This is a genomic window from Aureimonas jatrophae, assembly GCF_900104035.1.
GTDB classification, from domain to species: Bacteria; Pseudomonadota; Alphaproteobacteria; order Rhizobiales; family Rhizobiaceae; genus Aureimonas; species Aureimonas jatrophae.
Genome location: NZ_FNIT01000008.1, coordinates 110065 through 134401, shown reverse-complemented (window position 1 = coordinate 134401; position 24337 = coordinate 110065). Strand labels below are relative to the sequence as shown.

17 protein-coding genes and 2 pseudogenes are annotated in these 24337 nt (G+C 67.9%); 10 read left to right on the top strand and 9 right to left on the bottom strand.

What is annotated here, in order from left to right; translation table 11 throughout:
• Window positions 1-120 precede the first annotated feature (120 nt).
• From BLQ76_RS16675 to BLQ76_RS16645, 7 genes and pseudogenes are all read right to left on the bottom strand, one after another.
• Window positions 121-912: pseudogene (locus BLQ76_RS16675) on the bottom strand (alpha/beta fold hydrolase).
• A gap of 604 nt (window positions 913-1516) precedes the next feature.
• Window positions 1517-2638, bottom strand: a complete 1122-nt coding sequence (locus BLQ76_RS16670) for a calcium-binding protein (RefSeq protein ID WP_090675607.1) — start codon at window positions 2636-2638, stop codon at window positions 1517-1519.
• Between the two features lie 57 nt (window positions 2639-2695).
• Window positions 2696-4597, bottom strand: a complete 1902-nt coding sequence (locus BLQ76_RS16665; RefSeq protein WP_090675605.1) for a hypothetical protein — start codon at window positions 4595-4597, stop codon at window positions 2696-2698.
• Window positions 4588-5685 (bottom strand): family 8 glycosyl hydrolase, encoded by a 1098-nt coding sequence (locus BLQ76_RS16660; RefSeq protein WP_170842628.1) that lies wholly within the window; start codon window positions 5683-5685, stop codon window positions 4588-4590. Before BLQ76_RS16660 ends, BLQ76_RS16665 begins: the two co-directional genes overlap by 10 nt.
• Window positions 5682-8009, bottom strand: a complete 2328-nt coding sequence (locus BLQ76_RS16655; protein WP_090675600.1) for a cellulose biosynthesis cyclic di-GMP-binding regulatory protein BcsB — start codon at window positions 8007-8009, stop codon at window positions 5682-5684. Before BLQ76_RS16655 ends, BLQ76_RS16660 begins: the two co-directional genes overlap by 4 nt.
• Before the next feature lie 16 nt (window positions 8010-8025).
• Window positions 8026-10251: a UDP-forming cellulose synthase catalytic subunit gene (bcsA, locus tag BLQ76_RS16650; RefSeq protein WP_090675598.1), complete on the bottom strand. Its 2226-nt coding sequence runs from the start codon at window positions 10249-10251 to the stop codon at window positions 8026-8028.
• Between the two features lie 647 nt (window positions 10252-10898).
• A complete protein-coding gene (locus BLQ76_RS16645; protein ID WP_090675595.1) occupies window positions 10899-11861 on the bottom strand; it encodes an NmrA/HSCARG family protein in 963 nt (320 codons plus the stop codon).
• 99 nt (window positions 11862-11960) lie between these two features.
• On the opposite strand from BLQ76_RS16645, the gene BLQ76_RS16640 reads away from it, so the two are divergent.
• A complete protein-coding gene (locus BLQ76_RS16640; protein ID WP_090675593.1) occupies window positions 11961-12326 on the top strand; it encodes a winged helix-turn-helix transcriptional regulator in 366 nt (121 codons plus the stop codon).
• A gap of 63 nt (window positions 12327-12389) precedes the next feature.
• Here the strand turns inward: BLQ76_RS16640 and BLQ76_RS16635 are convergent, their stop codons facing one another.
• Window positions 12390-13286, bottom strand: coding sequence for a LysR family transcriptional regulator (locus BLQ76_RS16635; RefSeq protein WP_090675590.1), 897 nt, complete (start codon window positions 13284-13286; stop codon window positions 12390-12392).
• Window positions 13287-13386: 100 nt separating this feature from the next.
• Here BLQ76_RS16635 and BLQ76_RS16630 point away from each other — a divergent pair, with 100 nt between their 5' ends.
• The gene (locus BLQ76_RS16630; protein ID WP_090675588.1) at window positions 13387-14217 is read left to right on the top strand and encodes an SDR family oxidoreductase; all 831 of its coding nucleotides are present in this window, start codon (window positions 13387-13389) and stop codon (window positions 14215-14217) included.
• 53 nt (window positions 14218-14270) lie between these two features.
• Here the strand turns inward: BLQ76_RS16630 and BLQ76_RS16625 are convergent, their stop codons facing one another.
• Window positions 14271-15893 carry an ABC-F family ATP-binding cassette domain-containing protein gene (locus tag BLQ76_RS16625; RefSeq protein WP_090675586.1) on the bottom strand — a complete coding sequence of 541 codons (1623 nt, stop codon included), beginning with the start codon at window positions 15891-15893 and terminating at the stop codon, window positions 14271-14273.
• Between the two features lie 313 nt (window positions 15894-16206).
• On the opposite strand from BLQ76_RS16625, the gene BLQ76_RS21780 reads away from it, so the two are divergent.
• The 8 genes and pseudogenes from BLQ76_RS21780 (at window position 16207) to BLQ76_RS16585 (ending at window position 24277) form a co-directional block, all read left to right on the top strand.
• Window positions 16207-16932: a FadR/GntR family transcriptional regulator gene (locus BLQ76_RS21780; protein ID WP_170842627.1), complete on the top strand. Its 726-nt coding sequence runs from the start codon at window positions 16207-16209 to the stop codon at window positions 16930-16932.
• A gap of 49 nt (window positions 16933-16981) precedes the next feature.
• A complete protein-coding gene (locus tag BLQ76_RS16615; RefSeq protein WP_090675777.1) occupies window positions 16982-18418 on the top strand; it encodes a sulfatase family protein in 1437 nt (478 codons plus the stop codon).
• Window positions 18415-19392, top strand: coding sequence for a formylglycine-generating enzyme family protein (locus tag BLQ76_RS16610; RefSeq protein ID WP_244519688.1), 978 nt, complete (start codon window positions 18415-18417; stop codon window positions 19390-19392). The genes BLQ76_RS16615 and BLQ76_RS16610 overlap by 4 nt, the downstream gene beginning before the upstream one ends.
• Complete coding sequence (locus BLQ76_RS16605; RefSeq protein WP_090675583.1) at window positions 19389-20189, top strand: ABC transporter permease; 801 nt, start codon at window positions 19389-19391, stop codon at window positions 20187-20189. The genes BLQ76_RS16610 and BLQ76_RS16605 overlap by 4 nt, the downstream gene beginning before the upstream one ends.
• A pseudogene (locus BLQ76_RS16600) lies at window positions 20186-20978 on the top strand (ABC transporter ATP-binding protein); the annotation flags it as partial. The gene BLQ76_RS16605 and the pseudogene BLQ76_RS16600, both read left to right, overlap by 4 nt.
• 9 nt (window positions 20979-20987) lie before the next feature.
• Window positions 20988-21968: an aliphatic sulfonate ABC transporter substrate-binding protein gene (locus tag BLQ76_RS16595; protein WP_090675577.1), complete on the top strand. Its 981-nt coding sequence runs from the start codon at window positions 20988-20990 to the stop codon at window positions 21966-21968.
• Between the two features lie 61 nt (window positions 21969-22029).
• Complete coding sequence (locus tag BLQ76_RS16590; RefSeq protein WP_090675575.1) at window positions 22030-23532, top strand: sulfatase family protein; 1503 nt, start codon at window positions 22030-22032, stop codon at window positions 23530-23532.
• On the top strand, window positions 23507-24277 hold the full coding sequence (locus BLQ76_RS16585; RefSeq protein WP_090675573.1) for an SDR family NAD(P)-dependent oxidoreductase: 771 nt from the start codon (window positions 23507-23509) through the stop codon (window positions 24275-24277). Before BLQ76_RS16590 ends, BLQ76_RS16585 begins: the two co-directional genes overlap by 26 nt.
• Window positions 24278-24337: the final 60 nt, after the last annotated feature.

Below are 24337 nucleotides of genomic sequence, written 5' to 3'. Positions count from 1 at the left end.
CTCGAGGCTTTGCATCGATGCAGGATCGCTTGGAGGCAGGCCTGCAGGGTGTCCTTCACCCCGCGATGGGGGACCGTTCGCTTCGAACCGTCTCCGACCGCGGGACTGTGGCACATAGGGTTACCGAGAGCGGCTCGTCGACTGTTGCGCCGCCTCGTCGATCACGTCGGCGACAGCCTTGGGCTGCGTGAAGTAGACCGCGTGACTGGCGGGGACGTTCGTGACCTCGGCGTCGATGCGCTTGGCCATATCCTGCAGCATGCGCTGGTCGAAGGCCTTATCGTTCGTAGCGATCACCGCCCAGGTCGGCAGGGTGCGCCAAGCGGCGTGGTCGAGCTTGGTCGCGAAGACCGACATGTTGATCGGCACCTGCGTGTCTCGCAGGAAGGCCGCATCGGCCTGGTTCGCATCCGCCGCAAACCCCGCCGCGAACGCGTCGGGCTTGATGAACCCGTAGCCGTCCTCTCCGGTCTCGATCACGAATTCGGGCGGGGTCGTGTATCCGTCGTACTGCTGGGCCGTGGTCTCGCCGGCGTCCGGGGACAGGGCGGACACGTAGACGAGACCGCGGACCTGCGGATGAACGCCGGCCTCGGTGATGACCGTGCCGCCTCAGCTATGGCCGACGAGAACCGCAGGCCCGTCCTGTCGGTCCAGCGCCCGGCGGGTCGCCGCGACGTCGTCCAGCAGCGAGGTGAGCGGGTTCTGAACGATCGTGACGCGATAGCCGCGAGCGGTGAGCTCCTCGTAGACGCCGCGCCAACCCGATCCATCGGCGAAGGCGCCGTGAACGAGGACGACATTCCGGATTCGCCCGGCGTCAGCAGATGCCGGCAAAGCACCGCTGGCCTGGGCTGCGGCCGGTAGCTTGCCGGCGACGGCGATCGCGGCACCGGCGAGAGCGACGGTCATGATGGCCTTGAGCATCGGATTTCCTTTCAGAGAAGCGGTGATCGTCGCGACGACATTTCTCGCGATATGTTTCTGGCATACCATTTGGACGGAGTCCAACAGAAATTTATCGCGATATGTGTTTGATCACGACGACGCTGAGATCGGAGCAAAGACCGTTGGGATCACCCAGCCTGCCGAGCCATAATGACGGCGACGCACGAAATTGGCTTCGGCACCGATTCCCAAGGCATCGTGCCTCGAAGTGCCTTGCATCCCGCCCCGACGAGCTCAAACTGACCTCTCCGCATTCGCTCGGGCTCGGCCATGCCATGCTCGCGGCCCAACCTCCTCGCTCGACGCCGGCCGGCATGCCGCGCATCAACGCCCTCGCGACGGGTGATTGTGAGATGATCGCACGGCTCGTCATCCCGCTCCTGCGTCGCTCTCCGCAGAAGCCTATCGATCTCGTCACCTTAGGGGCGGACCATCGATATCGTGGCGGTAGGCTGCGACAGGTGCCTTCGGCCGACCGACCGCATGCCAAATAACATCGTCGCGTTGCCGCTCGGCTTGCAGCGCCATCATGCCTGGGTCGGCTTACCGGACACCCGATCCGCGTCTCTCAGACCCAGAAGACGCTCGTCTCGAGACCGGGCGGCGCGTTCTGGATGGCGACGAAGCTGCCGTCGCCAAACTGGAGAAAGAGCGTGCCGTCGCCGGTGCGGGCCATCGCGAACCGCTCGCCACCCGTGTCGATGCGGTCGCCCTTGTACACGTCGAAGTCCGTGACGACGTCGAAGCCACCGATCGCGTGGACAAAGGTATCAGCACCGGCCCGGCCCGTCAGGATATTGAGCCCCGCTCCCCCGGACAGGCGATCGAGACCGTCGCCGCCCTCGATTGTGTCGTTGCCCGAACCGCCGTCCACCGTCGCCCCGACGCTCCCGACGATGCGAACGAGGTCGTCACCACCGCCTGCCAGCACGAGATTGTGCCCGTCGCCGACGATCATGATGCGGTCGCCACCATCGGTCGGGTCGTTCGCGTCGATGCCTCCAAAGATCGTGTTGTTGCCGCTGCCCTCGATCAGGATCTTATCCGCCCCCGTGCTGCCGACCACGACATTCGAGCCGACACCCTGGATACGGATCGCGTCGTCGCCAAGGCCGCCATAGATGCGGTTGTTGCCGTCGCCGCCGATGAAGACGTCGTCGTTGCCGCCGTTGGCGAACACGAGGTTCTGTCCGTTGCCCCGGATCGAGATCGTATCGGCACCGTCGTTGGGATCGGCCGAAGCATTGCCGCCGTACACCGTATTGTCGGCGAAGCTGTCGATGACGATGCGGTCTTGGCCGGTGCCGCCGGTGACGAAGTTGTTGGCCTTGTTGAGGATCAGGATGTCGTCGTCGCCGAGGCCGGCTTGGATCGTCGCATTGCCGAGCGCGCGGTAGAGGATCGCGTCGTTGCCGGCATTGGCAAAGATCGCCGCCGACCCCTCGCCGCTGACCGCGATCGCATCTCCCCCGTCCTCGCCGTCCGACTGGCCCCGGCCACCGTAGATTTCCGCACGCTCGCCCAGGAGCGGCATCGCGAAGATCGTATCGCCTCCGAGCAGCCCGTAGACGGTATCGCTGCCGGAACCCGCGGCGAGCCTGTCGTCGCCGGCCGTTCCCCATAGGGTTTGGGTTGTCGGCGAGCCGGACGGCGGCACCATGTCGAGAAGCATCTGCAAGGACAGGGTCATCGGTGACTCAAGTAACGAGGAGACGGATCGGCAACGGTCGGGTGCGGGTCCATCGGGTCAGTTCGACGACCAGGCATTGAACTGCGAGTTGAACGTCGCGCCGATGCCAAAGCGCGTATCCTTCGTGGAGCCGCGCTTGTCTTCGGCCTTGAAGATCGCGCGGGCCTCCTGATAGCGGCGCATCTTCAGATTGGTCCAACCCTTGAGGAGCTCGGCTCCTCGATTGCGGCCAAAGGTGCGCTCGTGCTGATCGAGCGAGGCGAGCGCGGACTTGTAGTCGCCGGAATCGAACTGCTTCTGGGCCTGACGGAGGATCTTGTCCTGACCTCCCCCACCGCGACGCTGACCGCCTGTCACGCCGGCGGCGCGACGCGTCGCCTTCGCCACCGCCACCGGGGCATCCTCGAGGTCGGCGACCTCCGGATACTTGTCGCCATAGCGACTCTTGATCTCCTGCAGGCCCGCCTTGTCCTTCAGGCGCGACGCAGCGACGGCCAAGCCGATCACGCCCTCGCTGGTTTCCTGCCACTCCACCGACCTGCGGAACCAGGTTCGTGCCGCATCGGGCTTGCCTTGTGCGATCAGCGACCAGCCGATCGCCTGGGCGCCGAGGCTCGAACGGGCCTGCTCGACGACATCGCCATAGCGGCGCTGCTCCGCGTCGCTCGGCGGCGTGGCGCCGTCGGCCGTAAGACGCTCTGCCTCCATCTCGACGTAGATCTTGGTGATCTCGGGCGAGCGGGCGCGAGCCTCGAAGGCCATGCTCGAAGCCGCCGGCACGTCACCGCCGTTGCGCAGCGAGAGGATAAGCCCTTCGAGCGCCTTCGGATCGTCGGTGATCTGCCCGGCCGCGCGGAACCAACCGGCCGCGTCCTTCCACTGTTTCTGGCCGAAGAAGTACCAGCCGAAAAGCGCGGCGTCCGGCGCCGAGCGCGAGCGGCCCACATAGTCGGCGAACGCCGCCAGCTCGGTTGCCGCCGGCAACGTGCCCGTTTCTCCGGACGCGACCCGTCCCATCGCGCCGCGGAGCAAGTCAAAGCGCACGGCATCGAACTCGCCGCCCATCGGACCCGTGCGACCCAGCGCCAGAAGCGCGTCCCGTCCCTGCACCGGCAGAACCTGCGACGCCTTCTGAACGGTCGCGAGGCGCGCACCGCCATCCTCGCAGGTCTTCAGGACGTAGGCATAGACATCGAAGGAGCGGGCCAGATCACCGGTCCTGGCGAAGGCCTCGCCAAGGTTCCAGAGAATGTCGACCTGCGCGCAGGTCAGGAGCGACGGGGAGGCCTGAGCCGCGCCGATGATCTGGGACCAGGCGCCGTTCGCCGCAGCAACATCGATCCGCTGCCGCGCCATCGCGTCGGCGAGCTTGCCGGACAGGTCTTCGCTGGGCTGCCAGCCCTGGGTCTCAGACCGCAAACGGGCGACTAGCGCTTGAGCACCGGCGAAGTCCCGTTTCGCGAAGAGGTCCCAGACCGGCTGCTCGTCCACCTTGGGACCGGTCGCGAACAGATCGGACGGTGGCTGCCAATCGGCGTAAAGGCCCTTCAGCCGACGGATCTCGGCGCCGACCCGTGCCATGTCGCGTTGCGACGCGTAGTAGCGCAGGGCACTCTCGTCGGGCTTGGTGGGATCGGCTTCGGGCGCGTCTGCGCTGGTCGCCGCCGCCGGTTCGGGAGCGAGCGCGAAGGGAGCCGCAGCGGGCGCGGAAACCGGCGCCGGCGCGGCGACCGCCGGCGGCATGGCGAACGGGTTGGCGCCGGCCGGAACAGACATCGCCGCCGGGATCTGCGCCGGCATGGACCAGTTGGGCGCCGACGGCGGCGAGGCACCGGGGCTCATGGCCGGAGCGGCGGCTGAGCTGGGCCGGGTGAAGTCGGGTGCAGCGACCTCGGCGCGCGCGGACGCAAGGGCCAGCAGGACGCTCGCCGAGGCCAGGAGAAGGGACTTTACAGGCATCGCGGGTACCTTTCGGCAAAGGCCATCAGGCTCAGGAGATGAAGGGTGCTGGGGTAGTAGGTGGTGGGCACGAAGTTGCGCGTCCGGTCGCTGGCCGGCCGCTCGGTGAGCGCGCAGGCCACGAGATCCGAGATCGCCTCGTAGCCCGGCGCGTCGAGCCGGTTGGCGCGAAGGTCGTTCGCCACATCGACGACGTGGGGGCCGGCCGCGCTCTCGCCTGCCCAGGCGTCGAGATACGGCTCCAGCAGCGCCCGTCCGTTCTCGCCCTCCCAGGCGAGATAGAGAGGAACGCGAACGGCGTTGTAGCTGAAGGTCGGCGCGAAGGCCTGGGCTGGCGCCGGCTGCCGGCCGGCGAGCGAGATCCAGTCCGTTGGGAGCGCGTCGCGGCCGAACCGGGCCGCGCGGGCGAGTTCCAGGCCGCTGCGCCGCAGATCTGCCTTCGCCAGCTTCGGCGAGATCGTCTCCAGTTCCCCGATCGCCGGAAACACCCAGTAGGACAGGTTCACGACCGGACCATCGACCTGGTCCGACGCCGCGAAACCGGACACCGCCGGCATGAGGACCGACAGGCGCCCGGCCGGCTGGACGGCATGCTCGGCGACGGCATCCGCGATGCGGCGGGCCCGATGGCGCCAGTCGTCCTCGCCCCAGCGTTCGGCAGCGCGCAACAAGGCCCAGGCGATCAAAATGTCGCCGTCGGTCGCATCGTTCCGGTCGGTGACGCGCGGTGTCGCGCTCGGATCCCACCGCCAGGCCGCCAGTTCGTCGTCGCGTACGAAGAGTTCCTGTTGCGTCCAGGCCCAGATCCGCTGGAAGCGCTCCCGGTCCCCGGCGGCGACCGCGAGGAGCATGCCGTAGCCCTGCCCCTCGCTATGGCTGATCGAGCCGTTGTCGTCGTCGACGATCCGACCCTCGGGGGTGACGAAGCGGCTGCTGTAGAGTTCCCAGCCGCCCAGGAGATAGTCTCCGGCCTCGACAACGAGCGCGGGTCGGCCGGAGGCTTCTCCGGCCGGCGCCATGGCCACCGTGAAGAGCGTGGTGGTTCCAACGAGAAGCATCCCGGCGAGCGTCTGCCGCACGCGTCTCACTTGTCCTTCTCCCCGATCCGGCGGAGCAGGAGCGCCGTCGACACGGCCAGAAACAACGAGGCCGCGAGGGCGAAGGTCGCGTACTGCTCGCTATGGCGCGAGAACCAGCCGGCCAGAACGAGGCGCGCGTTGGAGAGGCTGCGCGGTTGCGTCTCGAAGAGGCGTTCCGAGCCGCCGGATGCCGAGACGATCGGCTGGTCGGCCGCTTCGGGCACCTCGACGCGGGCGCCCTCCACCGCCGTCCAGGCCTTGTTGTCGACGAGGCGGTCGAGACCGCGCGTGAGCCCTTCGGCCGTCGGCGCAGCCAGGAGCGTCCATGCGGCTCCGGGCGCCCGGGGCGCCGGGGCCTGCGCCAGCACCGTCGCCGCCTCGGGAAGCAGCGCCCGCTCCTCGGTGCGGTCCTCGTCGACGAGCCGCGCGAGATGGCTCATGATCGGCGCGGCGACCTGCCGCCCGATCTCCGCGATCCGGTCGCCGTAGGCCACCGGTTGTGCGAAGGCCGACAAAGCCTGGTCGCCGACGGCACGCGGGGCGACGGCGGCGGAAACGGCCGCCTCGGCGCTGGCGACTGGTCCCCACGCGTCCTTCGACAAGAGCGTGTCGGGCTCACCGGCCGAACGCATCCTCACCGCGCGCACGAGTTCGTCCGGCAGAGATTGATAGGTTCCGACGGCCAGGAGGTCGCCGCTTTCCTCGTGCGGCATGGCCTGCACGAGGCGCGTGCTTCGAATGCTGCCCGATCCCGTCGCCATCCGTGTGACGAGGGTCGAGGCGGCGTCGAGCGCATGCAGATCGCCGCCGGGCAGATAGACCGCCAGTTCGGTCTTCGCGCGGGACGCGGCCGTGACGCCGGCCAGCGTTCCCGAAAGGTCGGGATAATGACCGGCTCGAGCCAGCGCCGGAAATTCCAGCCGCGTCGTGTCCGACAGGACGAACCGGGCCGGTCGTTCGCCGACCGCGTCGCAGGCGGAATCCTCCGGGCGCGGCAGGAACGCCTCCAGCGACAGCTGGTTGGTTCCCGCTTTCAGCTTGTCGAGCGGCACGCGCAGGCGGTGGTCGCGCAGTTGACCGGCGCGCGGCGAAGACAAGGGCAGGGTCGCCACGATCCGTCCGTTGGCGCGAACCAGAAGCACGGCCTCCGACGACAAGCCCGCGGCGTAGGCGGCGTTCAGCCGGAGGCTCGCGGAATCATAGTCCGCGGCATAGAAGTCGGCCGGCAGCGAGAAGGACACGTCCTCTCGGAACAAGCGCCCGGAGAAGGGACGCGCGTCGATCCCGAGATCGTCGAAGGTCAGCGACTGCCCACCTTCCACGCTCTGCCCGCGCAGGCGGGAAACCGCGAGAAGTCCGCTCGGCGACCCTGTGGGCTTGCGATCCTCGGCGGCCGCGACGAGCTGCGCCAGGTTGGCCTCGACATCGGCGATGCTGGCGCCGGACACCACGAGCTGAGCCGAGCGGCCGGGCAAGGGCGCGACGAAACCGACACCGGGCCAAGGCGTCGGCGAGGGCTGGGCCATGACAAGGCCCTGCACCTCCTCGTCGGTCCCGACCACCACATCCAGGCCGGCTCCCTCGCCCGGCTTCGACCTCATCGTCACGACCGGGTCCTCGAAGCCGCCGAGCAGCGCCGCGGCCTGAAGCGCCGTCATGGTCCGATCCGTCGCGGTGGACGAGCCGGCGCGCAGCACGCCCTGCAGCGCGACGCGTCCCGTGGCGCCGGGCGGCAGAGCCGGCAGGTCCTGAACGTCGGAGATGCGGGCTGCGGATTGCGCGAAGCTCAGCCCGCTCGCCTCCGGGTCGAACTGCGTCCACAACTCGTAGGTGCCGGGGACCGAACAGTCGACGCGGTGGGACTGGCGCAGCTGGATCTGCACGGCGTTGTAGCCGGGCATCAGAAGTCCGACGGCCAACGGAAGCTCGATCGCCTGGGCGTCGCCGACCCTCAACGGACGATCGAGAACGGTTTCGCCGTTGACCAGGACCACGAGACTGGACGTTTCGGGCGCGACCGAGACCGCGCTCGCATAGGAGAGAACGAGCTTCGCGCTTCGGGTGCTCTGCTCCGTGGTCACGAAGACCGGATAGGTTCGATGCGGGTTCTCGCCGCCGAAGAAGAGATCCGCTCGGCCCGCCTGCAGTCGGGCCAGGGCCGGCATGGTGCCGGCCGGCCGCGTGGCGCCGGGCGCGGACGCATGGGTCGCACCGATGTCGAAGGCTGGCGCGGCCTGCGCGAGCGCCGGGGATCCGGACGCGATGGCTGCGAGAAGCGCGAGGGCGGATGTCGCCTGCAGGCATCGGCTGGCGGGAAGATGGGTGTTGGTCACGATCCGGCTCCGGGGCTCAAGGCTGGACGGGTTGGGCGCTGGGGCGAAGGATCGCCGCAGGTTGCAGTGCCTGGACCTCCTGCGGGGACGGTGGCGCTGCGGCGGTGCGGTCGAAGACGAGGTGGCGGAAGGCCCCCATCGGGTAGCGCAGGACCCATGTCAGGACGTTGGCGCTTGCGAGCCAGAGGGCTCGCCGATGCTGCCGCCGGGCGCGCTGCTCGCGCAGGGGCGTCATGTCCGCCAGCATGAGTTCGGCGATCAGCGGGTAGTGCGCGTAGTCGGCACGGTATCCCAGGCCCAGAACCGGCAGGCCCTTTTCCTCGCCCTGCGAGCGGATGGTCACCGGCAGGAGACCGAGCGGCGTGCCGTCGCTGCGGGAAACCAGGAGTTCGGCGGCGGTATCGGGTGCGACGACCCGCAAGGCTCCCATCGGCTGCACCTTGGCACCACCGGTCGAGATGTCGGTAACCGCGACCGGGAAGGACGTTCCGTCGAGCACCAGCTCGGCCGCGCGGTTCGTGACGATGCGCGGAGTGGTGCGACGCTCGCGCTTCTCGGTGACGACGCCGAGAGCGGCAGCGGCGATCACGAGGTTGAGCAGGTTCCAACCGGCGACCACGAGGAGGATGCCGCCGATCTCCGGCTCGGTCTGATACCGATAGACGCTGTAGCCGGCCGCGCCGAGCAGCACCGCGAAGATCGCGAAATAGGGCCAGGCGATCTCGGACAGGCGATCCTCGGCGAGCGTGTCGCCCTTGGCCGTGACGTTGAAGGTCGGACGGCGCGGATTGAGAAGAACGCTGATGATGGCGCGGAAGAGATAGACGGACTGGACGTACTCATAGAGCTCCGACATCCAGGGCCAGCGCACCGAACCGTAGAGATAGTTGCGGATGAGGCTGGAGACCGCGAGGTATGTGAGCGTGTAGGCGACGAACTCCTGCGTCGAGACGTCGTAGATCTTGAGATCGAAGAAGATGAAGAGGAGCGGAGCCGCCAGAAACACCATGCGCATGATCGGGAAGAACCAGATCAGGCCGGACGAGAGGTAGCAGATGCGCTGCGGCCAGCTGAGGCCGGGCATGAGACCGGCGTTCTTCATCAAGAGGATCTGCAGCATGCCGCGGCACCAGCGCGAGCGCTGCCCGATGAAGCTCGCCAGCGTCTCGGGCTGGAGGCCGGTCACCATCGGCCGGTCGACATAGACGCTCTTCCAGCCCTTGGAATGGAGGTCGAGCGCCGTTTCGCAATCCTCGGTGATCGTGATGCCCGAGAAGCCGCCGACCTGCATCAGCGCCGCGCGGCGAAGCACCGCCGCCGAGCCGCAGAAGAAGGCCGCGTTCCACTTGTCGAGGCCCTTCTGGATCGTGCCGTAGAACATCTCGTTCTCGGACGGCATGCGCTCGAACGTGGAAAGGTTCTTCTCGATCGGGTCGGGGTTGGAGAAGAAGTGCGGCGTCTGGACCAGAAAGACCTTGGGGTCGCGCACCATGTAGCCGACCGTCTGGCGCAGAAACTCGCGCGCCGGGGCATGGTCGGCATCGAACACGACGATGAGGTCGCCGTCCGAGGCGGCCAGACCTGCATTCAGATTGCCGGCCTTGGCGTGAACGTTGCGGGCGCGGGTGACGTAGGTGACGTCAAGCTGGCCACACAGAGCCTGAAGCTCCTCGTGCCGGCGCCAGGCCTCGGCCGCCTTGGCGGGGTCGCGGGCGTTGCGCTTCTCCTCGGTCCCGCCGTCGTCGAGCAGGAAGACGCGCAGCTTGTCGGCCGGATAGTCGAGGGCCTTGGCGCTCGAAAGCGTCAGCGCCAGGATGTTCGCGCTCTCGTTGTAGGAGGGCACGAACACATCGACGCGGGGAAGCTGTTCGTCGTCCGCCTGAGGAGCCGCGCCCCGTTCCAGCGGGTCGGACACCACGAAGAGGTTCATCGCCAGGAGGACGATGTAGTACATCTCGGCCAGGTAGAGGACGACCGCCGGAATGAAGTTCGCGAGATCGTCGGGCGACGGCAGGGTCGAGGTGGTGCGCCAGTAGGCGTAGCGCAGGACCACGAGGGTCGAGATGGCGAGGAAGACCGCACGCCAAGGGCCGCGCAGTCTGAGAAGGTAGATCGCTGCGGCTCCCAGGATGGCCGTGACGGCGACCGTCAACTGGGCGTCGACGCCAACAGGCTGACTGATCAGGAAGAGCCCCGCCATGGCTGCGCACAGCCATAGGACAGCAAGCACCATGGTACGCATACATACCTCGTGGGAAGACCGACAGGATGGGAGTTCGGTGGCGGAGACCGTGGGAGGGCGGTCGTCAGCCATCTAACTGACAGCCTCTATAGCACGACCTGCGCTAGTAAATACCGCAACGTCACTTGTTGGTTGATGATCGGTTTTTCTGAAAAATTAGATCAACGACTATCATCGATAGGAAAGACCTGCCTGCCTGACGATGTCCTTGCGGAGTTGGATAACGATCCCTGAAGCAATCCGATTGTCTTAACTGTCTTTGCAGAGTAGCGAACGAGGCAACGCCGCAAACCTCGCCCCAGGCGCACCGGCCGATAGCGCCAACCTCACGAGCAGATGGCGGGCGGTGTGAAGACCGGTGCAAGGCGGACGGTTTGATGACCTGCGGACAGATCGGTGATCCGCCGTATCGAACAACCCGGTCGCCAACGCAGGCAGATCACAACGAGCCGGAAGGCCGCCGATGGATCGATCCGGTCAATCCGAGCGGCGAGGTCGAAGAACGCGAGCCAACCGCCTGCGATCTCCTTGAAGCGGATGCCGACCGCTTCTCACGCCTTCGGTCGGACCGCAAAGGGGCGATCCGATCGCGGTTGCCGTGGATCCGGTCCGAACACGCGATCGGCTTCGCCTGTCAGAGCGGCGGTCTAGCGCAGGGCGATAGTGGCGCGCTCGGTCTCCATCGCGGCGCGCAGAAGCGGTTGGCCGGGACCGGCGAGCCATTCCGGAAACCGGGTCAGCGCCCCAAACTCCCGTTCGAGCCCGCTGATGTCCGCATTAGCGCCAAGGCGCCCCTCGTCCATGAGGCTTGCGATCCTTCCCAGGAAGGCATTGTCCGCCAGCAGCGCGTCGGGAAAGCGCTGGTATGCGATCGGCCGCCCTGCGGCGCGCGCCAGCGCCTCGCCTAGCGTCCGCCCCGTCACCTCGTCGCCCGCGATCTCGATGGTCCTCCCGGCAAACCGCTCCGCATCGGCAAACACCGCGGCGACGATCCGGCCGATATCCCGGACGGCGATGATCTGGCCTGTCTGGTCCGGTCGCAGGAAGAAGGTGTAGGCGCCCTGATCGAGACCCATGCCGGGAAGCAGAAGCAGCTCCATGAACGTTGTCGGGCGCACGATCGTGCTGCACAGGTCGAGGCCGCGGACGTGGTTCTCGATATCCATCTTGCTGTCGAAGTGCCCCATCCCGGTCGGGCCCGCGCCGGACACCGCGATCGAGGTGTAGACGAGATGCCGGACCCCTTCCGCCAGCGCCAGATCCGCCACCGTCTTGCCGTAGCGGACCTCCTGTTCGTCGGTGACGCCGTAGGCAGCCCCCTGCCCTGAACTCGGCTGGACGCTGAACACGCCATAGGCGCCTCGCATGGCGGACCGGACCGATGCTGCATCGGCCAGGTCGCCGGCGACAACGGTCGTGCCGAGATCGCCGAGCCGCTTCGCCGTCTCGGCGGAGGGATCGCGAACGAGCGCGCGGACGGACCAGCCCCGAGACAGAAGCTCGGACGCCACGGCGCCGCCTTGCTGTCCGGTCGCCCCGAACACGAGGACGGTCCGGTTTTCACCTCGAACAGCCGTCTCGGCGGTCGCGCTCTTGATCGAATGGGTCATCGTGGTCTCCCTTACGTTGGGAGCCGACTAGGTATAGATATGAAACCTGAAAGCAATTAGGTACCAACAAGCTACTTGGTCGCCCGGAGTATCCCTTCCATGTCGACGTCCCCCGACGAGCTCGAACTCAACCGCTTGGTGCTGGAGGAGATCACGAGCAAATGGACGCTGCTCGTCCTCAACGCCCTTTGCGGCGGCCCCATGCGGTTCAATGCGTTGCGGCGCGCCAACAAGGGGGCGACGCAAAAGTCCCTGACCCAGTGCCTTCGCCGCCTGGAGGCGAACGGCTTCATCACGCGCAAGGTCGTCAGTACCGCGCCGGTCGCCGTCGTCTACGAGATCTCCGCGCTCGGGCGGTCGCTGGAGCCCCATCTCGGCGGGCTCCTCGCATGGGCTGCGGAACACCGGCAGGCCGTGCTGTCCGCCCGGGAGGCCTTCGCGGCATCCGCTCAAGCGGGCCGGTGACGGGCGAGTTCGGCGTCCGGCCGGGATCCGTGGCGGGGTGGATCCGAAGGCATCGTGTATCCGTCAGCGGAACGGGTGAGCCTTCAGGACGTCGATAAAGGCCCGCAGCGCGGCCGGGACGTGCCGGCGCCCGGGATAATAAAGGCAGAGGCCCGGGAACGCCGGGCACCAGTCCTCCAGCAGCGCGACGAGCCGGCCCGTTCGCAATTCGGGCTGCGCAAAGGACTCCGCGACGAAGGCGATCCCGAGCCCGTCGGCTGCCGCACCGGCCATAAGGCGGTGGTCGTCCAGCGTGAGGCGGCCGGGCACGTCGACGACGATCGCCTCGCCATGCTTCTCGAACTCCCAGCGGTAGAGCTTGCCGCTGGGCATCCGGTGGCGGATGCAGCGGTGCTCCCGCAGGTCGTCCGGCACGAGTGGCGTTCCGTGACGCGCAAGATAGGCCGGCGCCGCGACCGCAAGGAAGCGGGCATCCCCACCGAACGGGATGGCGATCATGTCCTGGGGCACGGACTCCCGAAGGCGAACGCCCGCATCGAACCCGGCCTCGACCACATCCACCAGGCGCCCGTCGGTGACGAGATCCAACGCGACGCCGGGGTATTGCTCGGCGAAGGTCGGCACGACCAAGCGCAGCAGCACCTCCGCAGCGGCGGTCCCGCAGTTGATCCGCAGCGTGCCGCCGACGGCGCCGGCCTCGCCCACGACGGCGTCCAACGCTTCATCCAGATCGCGCAGCACGGGCACGAGCCGATGCAGGAGCGTTTCGCCGGCCTCGGTCGGCGAGACGCTGCGGGTCGTGCGGTTGAGAAGGCGGACCCCGAGCGCCTGCTCCAGTCCGATCAGCGTATGACTGAGCGCCGAGCGGGAGGTGCCGAGCGCATCGGCCGCCTGGCGAAAGCTGCGATGGCGGGCGACGGCGGCAAAGGCCGAGAGTTCAGCCAGGCTGGGTCTGCGCATTGGTGTCGATCTCTCACCGGGTCATGCGGATTGTCCCGTCTAATTGGACCGCTCGTTGATCGCTAGATCTGTCGCATCACCCCACACGGAGACGACGACGATGACCAAGACTTGGCTGATCACGGGAGCATCCTCCGGCCTCGGCCGCATCATGACGGAGACGCTGCTGCGGCGAGGCGACCGGGTCGTCGCCACCGTCCGGCGGCAGGAGGCGCTCGGGGATCTCGAAACCCGGTACGGCGACCGGATCCGGATCGTGGTGCTCGACGTCACCGACGCGGGCGCGGTGCGACAGACGATCGACGCGGCCTTCGCGGCACAAACGCGGATCGACGTCGTGGTCAGCAACGCGGGATACGGCTTGTTCGGTGCGGCGGAAGAGGTGAGCGACGAGCAGATCGAGCGTCAGGTCGCGACCAACCTCGTCGGATCGATCCAGGTGATCCGGGCCAGCCTGCCGCATCTGCGGGCGCAGGGCGGCGGACGCATCATGCAGGTGGCCTCGGAAGGCGGCCAAGTCGCCTATCCCGCCTTCGGCCTCTACCATGCCACGAAGTGGGGCATCGAAGGGTTCGTCGAGGCCGCCGCGCAGGAGGTCGCCCCGTTCAACATCGATTTCGTGATCGTCGAACCCGGTCCGACAGCCACGAACTTCGGCGCGGGCCTCGATCAGGCTCCGGCGATGGCGGTCTACGAGGCGACGCCGTCGGGCGACATGCGCCGGGGCCTTGCCAGCGGCAGCTTCGCCATCAAGGGCGATGCCGGGCGAAGCGTCGATGCCATGATCGACGCCGGCGACACGCAGCATCCGCCCCTGCGTCTCGCGCTCGGCAGCACGGCCTACGAGCATATCGAGACCGCCCTTGTCCGCCGGCTCGAAGCGATCCGGGCACAGAAGTCCGTGGCCTACGCGGCCGACACGCCATCCTGACGCCGGGCGGGCGCGCGGCCGAAACCCCGCCGACCCGAGCGTGTCGGGCGCTTCTAGTTCCGCAATCCCGGCGCTTCCTGGCCGGTGCGCTCGACATACTCGGAATAGCCCCCGCCGTAGAGGTGCGGGCCCTCCGGGGTCAGCTCCAGCACGCGGTTGGACAGGGCGGCCAGGAAGTGCCGGTCGTGGCTGACGAAGAGCATGGCGCCCTCGAAGCGCGAAAGCGCCTCGACCAACATCTGCTTCGTGGCGATGTCGAGGTGGTTGGTCGGCTCGTCGAGGACGAGGAAGTTCGGCGGGTCGAACAGCATCTGCGCCATCACCAGCCGCGCCTTCTCGCCGCCCGAGAGCACGCGACACTTCTTCTCGACCTCGTCGCCCGTGAAGCCGAAACAGCCGGCGAGCGCGCGCAAGGGGGCCTGGCCCGCCAGCGGAAAGGTGTTCTCGAGCGACTGCAGCACCGTGTGCTCGCCGTCGAGCACCTCCATCGAATGCTGGGCGAAATAGCCCATCTTGACGCTGGGCCCGCGCGACACCGTGCCGGCGTCGGGTTCGGACGTACCGGCGATCAGCTTCAGCAGCGTCGACTTGCCCGCCCCGTTCACGCCCATGATGCACCAGCGCTCGCGGCGCCGGACCTGGAAGTCGAAGCCTTCGTAGATGGCGCGCTCGCCATAGCGCTTGGAGACGCCCTTGACGGTCGCCACGTCCTCGCCCGAGCGCGGTGCCGGCTGGAACTCGAAGCGCACCGTCTGCTGGCGCTTGGGCGGCTCGACGCGGTCGATCTTGTCGAGCTTCTTCACCCGGCTCTGCACCTGCGCGGCGTGGCTGGCGCGCGCCTTGAAGCGCTCGATGAAGGCGATCTCCTTCGCCAGCATCGCCTGCTGGCGCTCGAACTGCGCCTGCTGCTGCACCTCGGCGACGGCGCGCTGCTGCCGGTAGAACTCGTAGTCGCCGGAGTAGGTGGTCAGCGCGCCGCCGTCGATCTCGATGATCTTGCCGACGATGCGGTTCATGAACTCGCGGTCGTGCGAGGTCATTAGCACCGCGCCGTCGAATCCCTTCAGAAAGCTCTCGAGCCAGATCAGGCTTTCCAGATCGAGGTGGTTCGAGGGCTCGTCGAGGAGCATGATGTCGGGGCGCATCAGCAGGATCTTGGCGAGCGCCACGCGCATCTTCCAGCCACCCGACAGCTGGCCCACGTCGCCGTCCATCATCGTCTGGCTGAAGCCGAGGCCGTCCAGCACCTCTCGAGCCCGCCCGTCCAGCGCATAGCCGTCGAGCTCGTCGAAGCGGCCCTGCACCTCGCCGTAGCGGGTGATGATCCCGTCCATCTCGTCGGCACGATCCGGATCGGCCATGGCCGCCTCCAGTTCCGCCATCTCGGCGGCCAGCGCGCTCACCGGACCGACGCCGTCCATGACCTCGGCCACGGCGCTGCGGCCCGCCATTTCGCCGACATCCTGACTGAAGTAGCCGATGCGCACGCCGCGATCGACCGAGATCTGCCCCTCGTCGGGCAGTTCCTGGCCGGTGACCATGCGAAACAGCGTCGTCTTCCCCGCGCCGTTCGGCCCGACGAGGCCGATCTTCTCGCCACGCTGCAACGCCGCCGACGCTTCGATGAAGACGATCTGCTTGCCGTTTTGCTTGCCGATATTCTCGAAGCGGATCATGCCAGTATTCCAGGTGTGGGCGCGGCGCGACCCGCCTCAAACCATCCCGCCTGCCCTCGCGCAAGGGAGCGTGGTGGCTGACGGCCGCTTTTGCGAGCCCCACCTGGCCTCGATCCCGTTTCACGGCGCCGAGCGGTCCCGGACGAGAGCCCCATCGATAGCGTCCGCCAACGCTGCTTTTGCCGCCGTGCCGCGGTTCCACCCGACCCTATGCGTTTGCAGGGCGACATCGAACGAGTACTTCCAAAATTGGTCTAGCCAATTTTGGATTCGGCGCGCTATGGTCCGGCCAATCCGGCGTTGGGAGGCGCTCTTGGCAGAGGGGATCGGCAGGCGGCGCTACCAGCAGATCGCCCGCGCGTTGGTCGAGGACATCGTCTCGGGCCGTCACGCGGCCGGTGATCGCCTGCCTCCGGAACGCGAGCTTGCGATCCGGTTCGAGGTGAGCCGCGCGACGGTTCGCGAGGCAATGCTGGCGCTCGAACTCACGGGCCATGTCGAGATCAGAATTGGCTCGGGCGTCTTCGTCCTGCCGCCAAACCCGCAGGGCGAGAAGGCGAGCCTCTTCCAGCCGCCGCAGATCGACGGTCCCTGGGACGTGCTCGATGCACGACGGCTCATCGAGGGCGAGACGGCGGCGCGCGCTGCCGCACGGGCCGACGCCAGCGTGCTGGATGCGATCGGCGCGGCGATCGAGGATATGGCTCGTGCCGTGAACGACACGGCTCGCTTCGACAAGGCCGATACCGCCTTCCATGCGCTGATCGCGGAGGCGGCGGGAAGCGCGCTCTACGAAACCTATGTCGAGCAACTCTGGCAGATGCGGCAGGGTCCGATGTGGGATCGCTGGTACGCCCGCACCCGCTCCGTCGCCAACCGGCGCCAGTCCATCGCGGAGCACCGCGTCATCCACCGCGCCCTGTGCCGCCGCCTGCCGACCACCGCCCGCACGGCGATGGAGAGCCATATCGACACCCTGACCGAACGCTTCCTCGCCTTGAGACTGGATGCGGACGAGGACGAATCGACGCCCGCCTGAAGCTCGCCCCTCCCGACGACCGATCCCAGTGCAGCAGGACCCCGACACCGTGGCGCAACGCCCCAACATCATCCTGATCGTCACCGACCAGCAGCGCTACGACACGATCGCCGCGCTCGGCTTTCCCTATGCGGTGACGCCCAATCTCGACCGCCTCGTCGAGAGCGGCACCGTGTTCTCGCAGTGCCACGTCACGGCGCCGAGCTGCGTGCCCTCGCGCGCAAGCCTCTTCACCGGCTACTATCCCCATACCACCGGCATCCTCGCCAACGGGCAACGCTGGCAGCACACCTGGGTCGAGCGTCTGCGCGACAGCGGCTATCGCTGCGTCAATGTCGGCAAGATGCACACCATCCCCTACGATGCGGATGCGGGCTTCAACGAGCGCTACGTCGTCGAGAACAAGGATCGCTATCTCGAGGGGCGCTGGTACTTCGACGAATGGGACAAGGCGCTCGCCGCCAACGGCCTCGTGAAGCAGCAGCGCGAGACCTACCGCACGCGCCCCGACTACCGCGAAAGCCTCGGCTGCTTCGACTGGGAGCTGCCCGAGGCGCTCCATTCCGACAGCTTCGTCGGCAACTTCGCCAAATGGTGGGTCAACACCCACCCCCCCACCGAGCCGCTCTTCCTCCAGGTCGGCTTTCCCGGGCCCCATCCCCCCTTCGACCCGCCCGCCCGCTACTCGCAGACCTTCGAGCAGCGCGACGATCTTCCCGACACCCGCGCCTCGGCCGAGGAACTCGCGACGCTCCACCCCATGCTGCAGGAGAAGCGCGCGCACGACGTCGCCGTCGACCACGACTCCGTGGTCTGGAGCCTCGACCCGACGCCCGAGCAGATGCGTCGGCTCTGGGCGCATTATCTCGGCAACGTCACCCTGATCGACGAGAAGATCGGCGAGCTCCTGCAGGCGCTGGAAGCGCGTGGCTATCTCGAGGACGCGGTCGTGATCTTCACGTCCGACCACGGCGAGTGCCTGGGCGAGCACGGTCTGATCCAGAAATGGTCGATGTACGACGCCGTCACGCGCGTGCCGCTCGTCGTCTGGTCGAGCGCGGGTCGCTTCGAGGCCGGTCGCACCGTGGACGGCCAGTGCCAGTGGTTCGACCTCGGTCCGACGATCCTGGAACTCGCCGGTCTCGCCGTTCCCGCCGACTTCGAAGCGCGCAGCCTCCTGCCGGCGCTGGAGGCAGGCGAGCATTGGGAGCCCCGCCGCTTCGTCTTCTGCGAGCAGGCCGGGGACGTCGCGATGGGAGGCGTGGAGTTCATCACCGGCATCCGCTCCGAGCGCTGGAAGCTCGTCCACTTCAAGGGCTCCGCCGAGGGCCAGCTCTTCGACCTCGAGGACGATCCCGGCGAGGTCCGCAACCGGTGGAACGACCCGGCCTGCGAGGGGGTGAAGCGCGAACTCCTCGACGCCATGCGCGAGTGGCTGATCGAGTCGAACCTGCGCACGCGCGACCGGGAGGCCGCGACGCGATGAGCGCCGTTCTCGCCCCTTACGCCGACGCCACTGCCGCTTCGGACATGATCTGGATCAGGGGCGGCCCGTTCCTGATGGGCTCCGAACGGCACTATCCCGAGGAGGGTACGGTCCGCCGGGTGCGGGTGGACGGCTTCTTCATGGACCGCGCCCCGGTCACCAACCGCCGGTTCGCCGCCTTCGTGGAGGCGACGGGCTACCGGACCGTCGCCGAACGCGATCCCGATCCGGCCGCCTATCCGGGCGCCGACCCGAGCTTGCTCCAAGCCGGTTCGATCGTCTTCGACCCGCCGGCCGGTCCCGCCGATCCGCGGGCGCGCGGCCGCTGGTGGCGTTTTCAGCCGGGCGCGTCCTGGCGCCGACCGGACGGTGTTCATCCGTTAGAGGAGGCGCAAGCGGATCATCCGGTCGTGCATGTCGCGCATGCCGACGCTGCGGCGTTCGCCGCCTGGGCCGGTTGCGTTCTGCCCACCGAGGCGGAATGGGAGTTCGCCGCGCGTGGCGGACTGGAAGGCGCCGAGTTCGGCTGGGAGGGCTCCGAACTCACTCCCGGCGGACGACGCATGGCCAATACCTGGGACGGGCCCTTTCCGTTTCGGGCGGCGAACTCGGCGGCCGAGTTCGGCACGAGCCCGGTCGGACGCTATCCAGCCAACGGCTTCGGTCTCGTCGATACCATCGGCAACGTCTGGGAATGGACCGACGACTTCTGGCGCGACCGGCACGAGGCGGGAGCTCAGCGAAGCTGCTGCATGGCGAGCGCCCCCCACGTCACGGATCCTTCCGCAAGCTTCGACCCTACCCAGCCGGGCGTCCGCATACCTCGCAAGGTCTTGAAGGGAGGGTCGCACATGTGCGCGCCGAACTACTGCCGGCGCTATCGTCCGGCGGCCCGCCACGCGGAGATGGTGGACAGCGCCGCCGGCCATGTGGGCTTCCGTTGCATCCGCCGCGAAGCGGGAACGGCGCCATGAGCGTCGCCGGAACCAACGATGCGGCCCCGGCCGTGGCTCCGCCTGCGCGACGCGGCGGCCGCACGCTCCTTCTCAACATCCTGGCGCTCGCAGCCGGCCTTCTGATCTGGGACGGGGCCGTCCGGCTCGGTGCGGTCGGGCTTCCGACACCGGTCGAGGTCCTGCGGCAGGCCGCGGCCTCGATCGAAAGCGGCCAGCTCCTGCGGGACGCGCTGGCCAGCCTCGCGCGTGTTCTTTCGGGCTTCCTTCTCGGCGTCGCGCTGGCGATCCCCGTCGGCTTCCTGATGGGCTGGTACCCGACCGCGCGCGCCCTGATCGAGCCCTATGTCCAGTTCTTCCGCACCATCCCGCCGCTCGCCATCATCCCGCTCGCCATCGTCACCATGGGGATCGGCGAGGTTCCCAAGGTCTTCGTGATCTTCCTCGCGGCCTTCCTCACCAGCGTCGTCGCGACCTTCCAGGGCGTCGTCAGTGTCGACCGCACCCTGATCAACGCCGCGCGGGTCCTTGGCGCGCGCGACGCAACGATCTTCCGGCGCGTCGTGATCCCGGCCTCGACGCCCTTCATCATGGTGGGCGTGCGCATCGGTCTCGGCTCGGCCTGGGCGACCGTGGTCGCGGCCGAGCTCATCGCCGCGCAGTCGGGCCTCGGCTTCCGCATGCAGCAGGGCCAGCTCTACTACGACCTGCCGGTGATCTTCGTCAGCCTCATCACGATCGGGCTCCTCGGCCTCGTCATGGATCGCATCGTCATCGCGGCGGACCGTCGCCTCACCGCCTGGCAGGAAAAGGCATGAGCCCGAAGATCTCCTTCCAGGACGTGTCGCGCCAGTTCACGGTGGGGGGCCGGACCGCCTTCACCGCGCTCGACCGCCTCTCGCTCGACATCGCGGACGGCGAGTTCGTGACCGTGGTCGGGCCGTCGGGTTGCGGCAAGTCGACGGCGATGAGCATCGCCGCGGGTCTGCTCGCGCCCTCCAGCGGGCGCGTTCTGGTGGACGGCGCGCCGGTCGAGGGTCCCGGTCCCGAGCGCGGCGTGATCTTCCAGCAATATGCACTGTTTCCATGGCTGACGGTGCGCGAGAACGTCGAGTTCGGCCTCCAGATCGCCAAGGTAGACCGCGCCGAGCGGCGACGGATCGCCGACCGCTTCATCGCGTTGGTGGGCCTGTCGGACTTTGCCGACGCGCTGCCCAAGACCCTGTCGGGCGGCATGAAGCAGCGATGCGCCATCGCGCGCGCCTATGCCGTGAACCCCAAGATCCTTTTGATGGACGAGCCCTTCGGCGCGCTGGACGCGCTGACGCGGGTGCAGTTGCAGGACCAGTTGCTGTCGACCTGGAGCCAGGAGCGGCGCACCGTCCTGTTTATCACGCACGACGTCGACGAGGCGGTCTACCTGGCCAACCGCGTCGTGGTCATGGCGGCGCGTCCCGGACGTCTCGACCGCATCGTTCCCGTCGATCTTCCCTATCCGCGCAACGAGGAGGTCCGTCTCTCGCCGGCCTTCTCGGCCCTGCGCAACGAGGTCTGGCGCGCCGTCTATCACCCGGCCGCCGCGCACTGATCAGAACACAACAAACGGAGGAACCGCCATGCTCGACAGACGCACCTTTCTCGCCGGCACCGCCGCGCTCGGCACGGGCCTCGCCGCCCCCGGCCTCCTCGGTCGCGCCCGGGCGCAAGGGTCCACGCTGCGCATCGGCTACATCGCCGACTTTCCCAACGCGAGCGTCCTCGCCATCGCCAAGGACCAGGGCCTGTGGGAGGCGGAAGGGGTCGATGCCGACACCAAGGTCTTCACCAACGGCCCGATCCAGATCCAGGCCATGGGGGCCGGAAGCCTCGACTTCGGCACGATCGGCCCCGGCGCGCTCTGGCTGCCGGCGAGCGGCCGCGCCAAGGTCGTCGGCGTCAACGACATCGGGTTCTCGGACCGCGTGATCGCGCAGCCCGGCATCAACGCGCTCGCGGACCTGAAGGGTCGCAAGGTCGGCGTGCCGCAGGGCACCTCCGGCGACATGATCCTGCGCCTCGGGCTGGCTAAGGCCGGCATGACGGTGGCCGATATCGATCTCGTCCCGATGGACCCCTCCACCGTGGTCGCGGCCTTCGCCTCGAAGCAGATCGACGCCGCCGGCATCTGGTATCCGCTGATCGACGTCATCAAGCGCCAGCAGCCGGAGCTCAAGGAACTCGTCGCCAACAAGGACTTCTATCCCGAGCGTTCCTTCATCAACTCCTTCGTCGCGCGCAACGAGACGGTGGATCAGAACCCCGACCAGGTGCGCGCCTTCCTGCGCGTCATGAAGAAGGCGATCGACTACCGCGCCGCCAACCTCGACCGCACGATCGAGATCACCGCCGCCTTCCTGGAAGCGCCGCTGCCGGTCACCGAGAACGTGGCACGCTCGCGCAAGCTCCTGACCAGCGCGGAGCTCGACGCCTTCACGAAGGACGGAACCATCAACGGCTGGCTCCAGGGCTTCAACGACCTGTTCCAGGAGTTCGGCCAGGTGAAGGAGCCTTTGGCGCCCTCCAGCTACTACACGGCCGACCTCTTCACCTCGGCCTGACCGCACGGAGGGGCCGATCGCGAGACCGGCCCGTCTCACATCCCCTGTTCGAGAGCGCCCGATGCCCGAATCCGCCCGCCGCCCCAACATCCTCTTCGTGATCACCGACCAGCAGCGGCACGACACGATCGGGGCGGCGGGCTTTGACTACATGCATACGCCGGTTCTCGACCGACTGGCGCGCGAGGGCGTGTGCTTCAGCCATATGTTCTGCACCTCGCCCTCCTGCGCGCCCTCGCGCGCCAGCCTCTTCACGGGCCTCTATCCGCACACGACCGGCGTCTACCGCAACGACGAGAGCTGGACCCACACCTGGGTTCAGCAGCTTTCGGAGGCGGGCTACCGCTGCGTGAACGTCGGCAAGATGCACACCTCGCCCTTCGAGGACGCCTTCGGCTTCCACGAGCGGCATGTGGTGGAGAACAAGGACCGGGCGACCGAGCGCCTGCCCTTCTATCTCGACAACTGGGACAAGGCCTTCTTCGCACGCGGAGTGGAGAAGCCCAGCCGCGTCACCTACCGCCGGCGCGAGGATTATGCGACCAGCCTCGGGGCCTTCACCTGGGAAGGACCGCCCGATCTTCACTCCGACGTCTTCGTGCCCGCCACCGCCGAGATGTGGCTGGATCGCTACGCCGGCGCCGAGCCCTTCTTCCTTCAGGTCGGGATCCCCGGTCCCCATCCGCCCTACGACCCGACGCCGGAGCATCTGGCGCTCTACCGCGACCGCGACCTGCCGCTGCCCGTCGTCGATCCGGCGGAGATCGCCGCGCAACCGGCGGCCCTGCGCAAGCTGCGCGAACAGCACATGGCCGTCGATCACGACGCCGTCGTTCACCTGCCCGACCCGACGCCGGATCAGCTGCGTCGGCAACGCGAGCATTACTTCGCCAACGTCTCGATGATCGACGAGCAGATGGGCCGTCTCCTGGCGGCTCTCGAGCGGCGCGGCGTCCTGGAGGATACCGTCGTCATCTTCACCTCCGACCACGGCGACTGCCTGAACGACCACGGTCATTCGCAGAAGTGGACGATGTACGAGGAAAGCGTGCGCGTGCCCGCCATCGTCTGGGGTCCCGGGCGGATCCGGTCGGCCGGCGTTCTCGACGATCTCGTCTCGCTCTTTGATCTCGGTCCGACGGTGCTGGAACTGGCAGGCCTCGAGGTGCCGCGCTGGATGGAGGCGCGCTCGCTTCTGCCGCTGATGGCGGACGGTGCGGACACGCCCGCGACAGGTCGCGCGCAGGTCTTCTCCGAGCATGCCGGAGACCGCATCCTCAGCGGTACCGAGTTCATGACCATGATCCGCGACCGGCGCTGGAAGCTCGTCCACTTCGTGGACAGCGAGGAGGGCCAGCTCTTCGACCTCGAGGCGGATCCCGGCGAGCGAGACAATCTGTGGAACGCGCCCGACCATGCCGCCACGAGAGCGACCCTGATCGACGCCATCATGCGGTGGCGCATCCGCAGCGATCTCGTGACCCAAGGCTGGCGGGACGCGATCGGGATCGGCGCGGGTCCCAGCCGGACCCCTCGCAATGCGGGGCGTCAGCGTGGCGACTGAGCCCTTGGCGCTCTACCGCGACCTGCGCGAGCGGGTCGTCGTCGTCACGGGCGGCGCGTCGGGTATCGGTGCGGCCCTTGTTCAGGCCTTCCGGGCGCAGGGATCGCGCGTCCATCTGCTTGATCGCGATGCCGAGCGCGGTTCACTCGTCGCGCATGCGAGCGGCGCCCGCTTCCATGCGTGCGACCTGACCGACATCGACGCCCTTCGTCAAACGTTGGCGGAGATCGAAGCGGCGGAGACACGCATCGACGTTCTGCTGAACAACGCGGGCAACGACGATCGTCACGCGCTCGACACGGTCGAACCCGGCTACTGGCGCGAACGCTTCGCCCTCAACCTCGACCACGCCTTCTTCGCGGCGCAAGCGGTCGCAGGCGGCATGCGCACACGCGGGTCGGGTTCGATCGTCATGACGAGCTCGACGTCGTGGATGAAGGGCCGCCCGGGCATGGTCGGCTACACCACGGCGAAGGCCGCTCTCGTCGGCCTGACGCGCACCTTGTCTCGCGAACTCGGCTCCGCGGGTGTCCGCGTCAACTGCATCGTGCCGGGCGCGGTATCGACCGAACGCCAGACGACGCTCTGGCGAACCGAGGCAGCGCGACGGGAGATCCTGAATGCGCAGGCCCTCCCGATCGACCTCCAGCCCGACCATGTCGCTCACATGGCGCTGTTTCTCGGTTCCGAGGCATCGGCCGGCTGCACCGGCGCCCAGTTCCTGGTCGACGCCGGCATCAGCTGACGCGCCCTGGAGCGAACCGTTCCTCGCAGGCGAGCCAGCCCAGGGCGAAAGCCGGCACAG

What these genes read in the sequence shown, in the direction of transcription:
- BLQ76_RS16665 (WP_090675605.1), bottom strand. Translation starts at nt 4,597, where the DNA reads ATGCCTGTAAAGTCCCTTCTCCTGGCCTCGGCGAGCGTCCTGCTGGCC.
- BLQ76_RS16585 (WP_090675573.1), top strand. Translation starts at nt 23,507, where the DNA reads ATGCGGGGCGTCAGCGTGGCGACTGAGCCCTTGGCGCTCTACCGCGAC.
- bcsA (WP_090675598.1), bottom strand. Translation starts at nt 10,251, where the DNA reads ATGCGTACCATGGTGCTTGCTGTCCTATGGCTGTGCGCAGCCATGGCG.
- BLQ76_RS16670 (WP_090675607.1), bottom strand. Translation starts at nt 2,638, where the DNA reads ATGACCCTGTCCTTGCAGATGCTTCTCGACATGGTGCCGCCGTCCGGC.
- BLQ76_RS16595 (WP_090675577.1), top strand. Translation starts at nt 20,988, where the DNA reads ATGCTCGACAGACGCACCTTTCTCGCCGGCACCGCCGCGCTCGGCACG.
- BLQ76_RS16635 (WP_090675590.1), bottom strand. Translation starts at nt 13,286, where the DNA reads ATGCGCAGACCCAGCCTGGCTGAACTCTCGGCCTTTGCCGCCGTCGCC.
- BLQ76_RS16610 (WP_244519688.1), top strand. Translation starts at nt 18,415, where the DNA reads ATGAGCGCCGTTCTCGCCCCTTACGCCGACGCCACTGCCGCTTCGGAC.
- BLQ76_RS16590 (WP_090675575.1), top strand. Translation starts at nt 22,030, where the DNA reads ATGCCCGAATCCGCCCGCCGCCCCAACATCCTCTTCGTGATCACCGAC.
- BLQ76_RS16625 (WP_090675586.1), bottom strand. Translation starts at nt 15,893, where the DNA reads ATGATCCGCTTCGAGAATATCGGCAAGCAAAACGGCAAGCAGATCGTC.
- BLQ76_RS16630 (WP_090675588.1), top strand. Translation starts at nt 13,387, where the DNA reads ATGACCAAGACTTGGCTGATCACGGGAGCATCCTCCGGCCTCGGCCGC.
- BLQ76_RS16645 (WP_090675595.1), bottom strand. Translation starts at nt 11,861, where the DNA reads ATGACCCATTCGATCAAGAGCGCGACCGCCGAGACGGCTGTTCGAGGT.
- BLQ76_RS16640 (WP_090675593.1), top strand. Translation starts at nt 11,961, where the DNA reads ATGTCGACGTCCCCCGACGAGCTCGAACTCAACCGCTTGGTGCTGGAG.
- BLQ76_RS16605 (WP_090675583.1), top strand. Translation starts at nt 19,389, where the DNA reads ATGAGCGTCGCCGGAACCAACGATGCGGCCCCGGCCGTGGCTCCGCCT.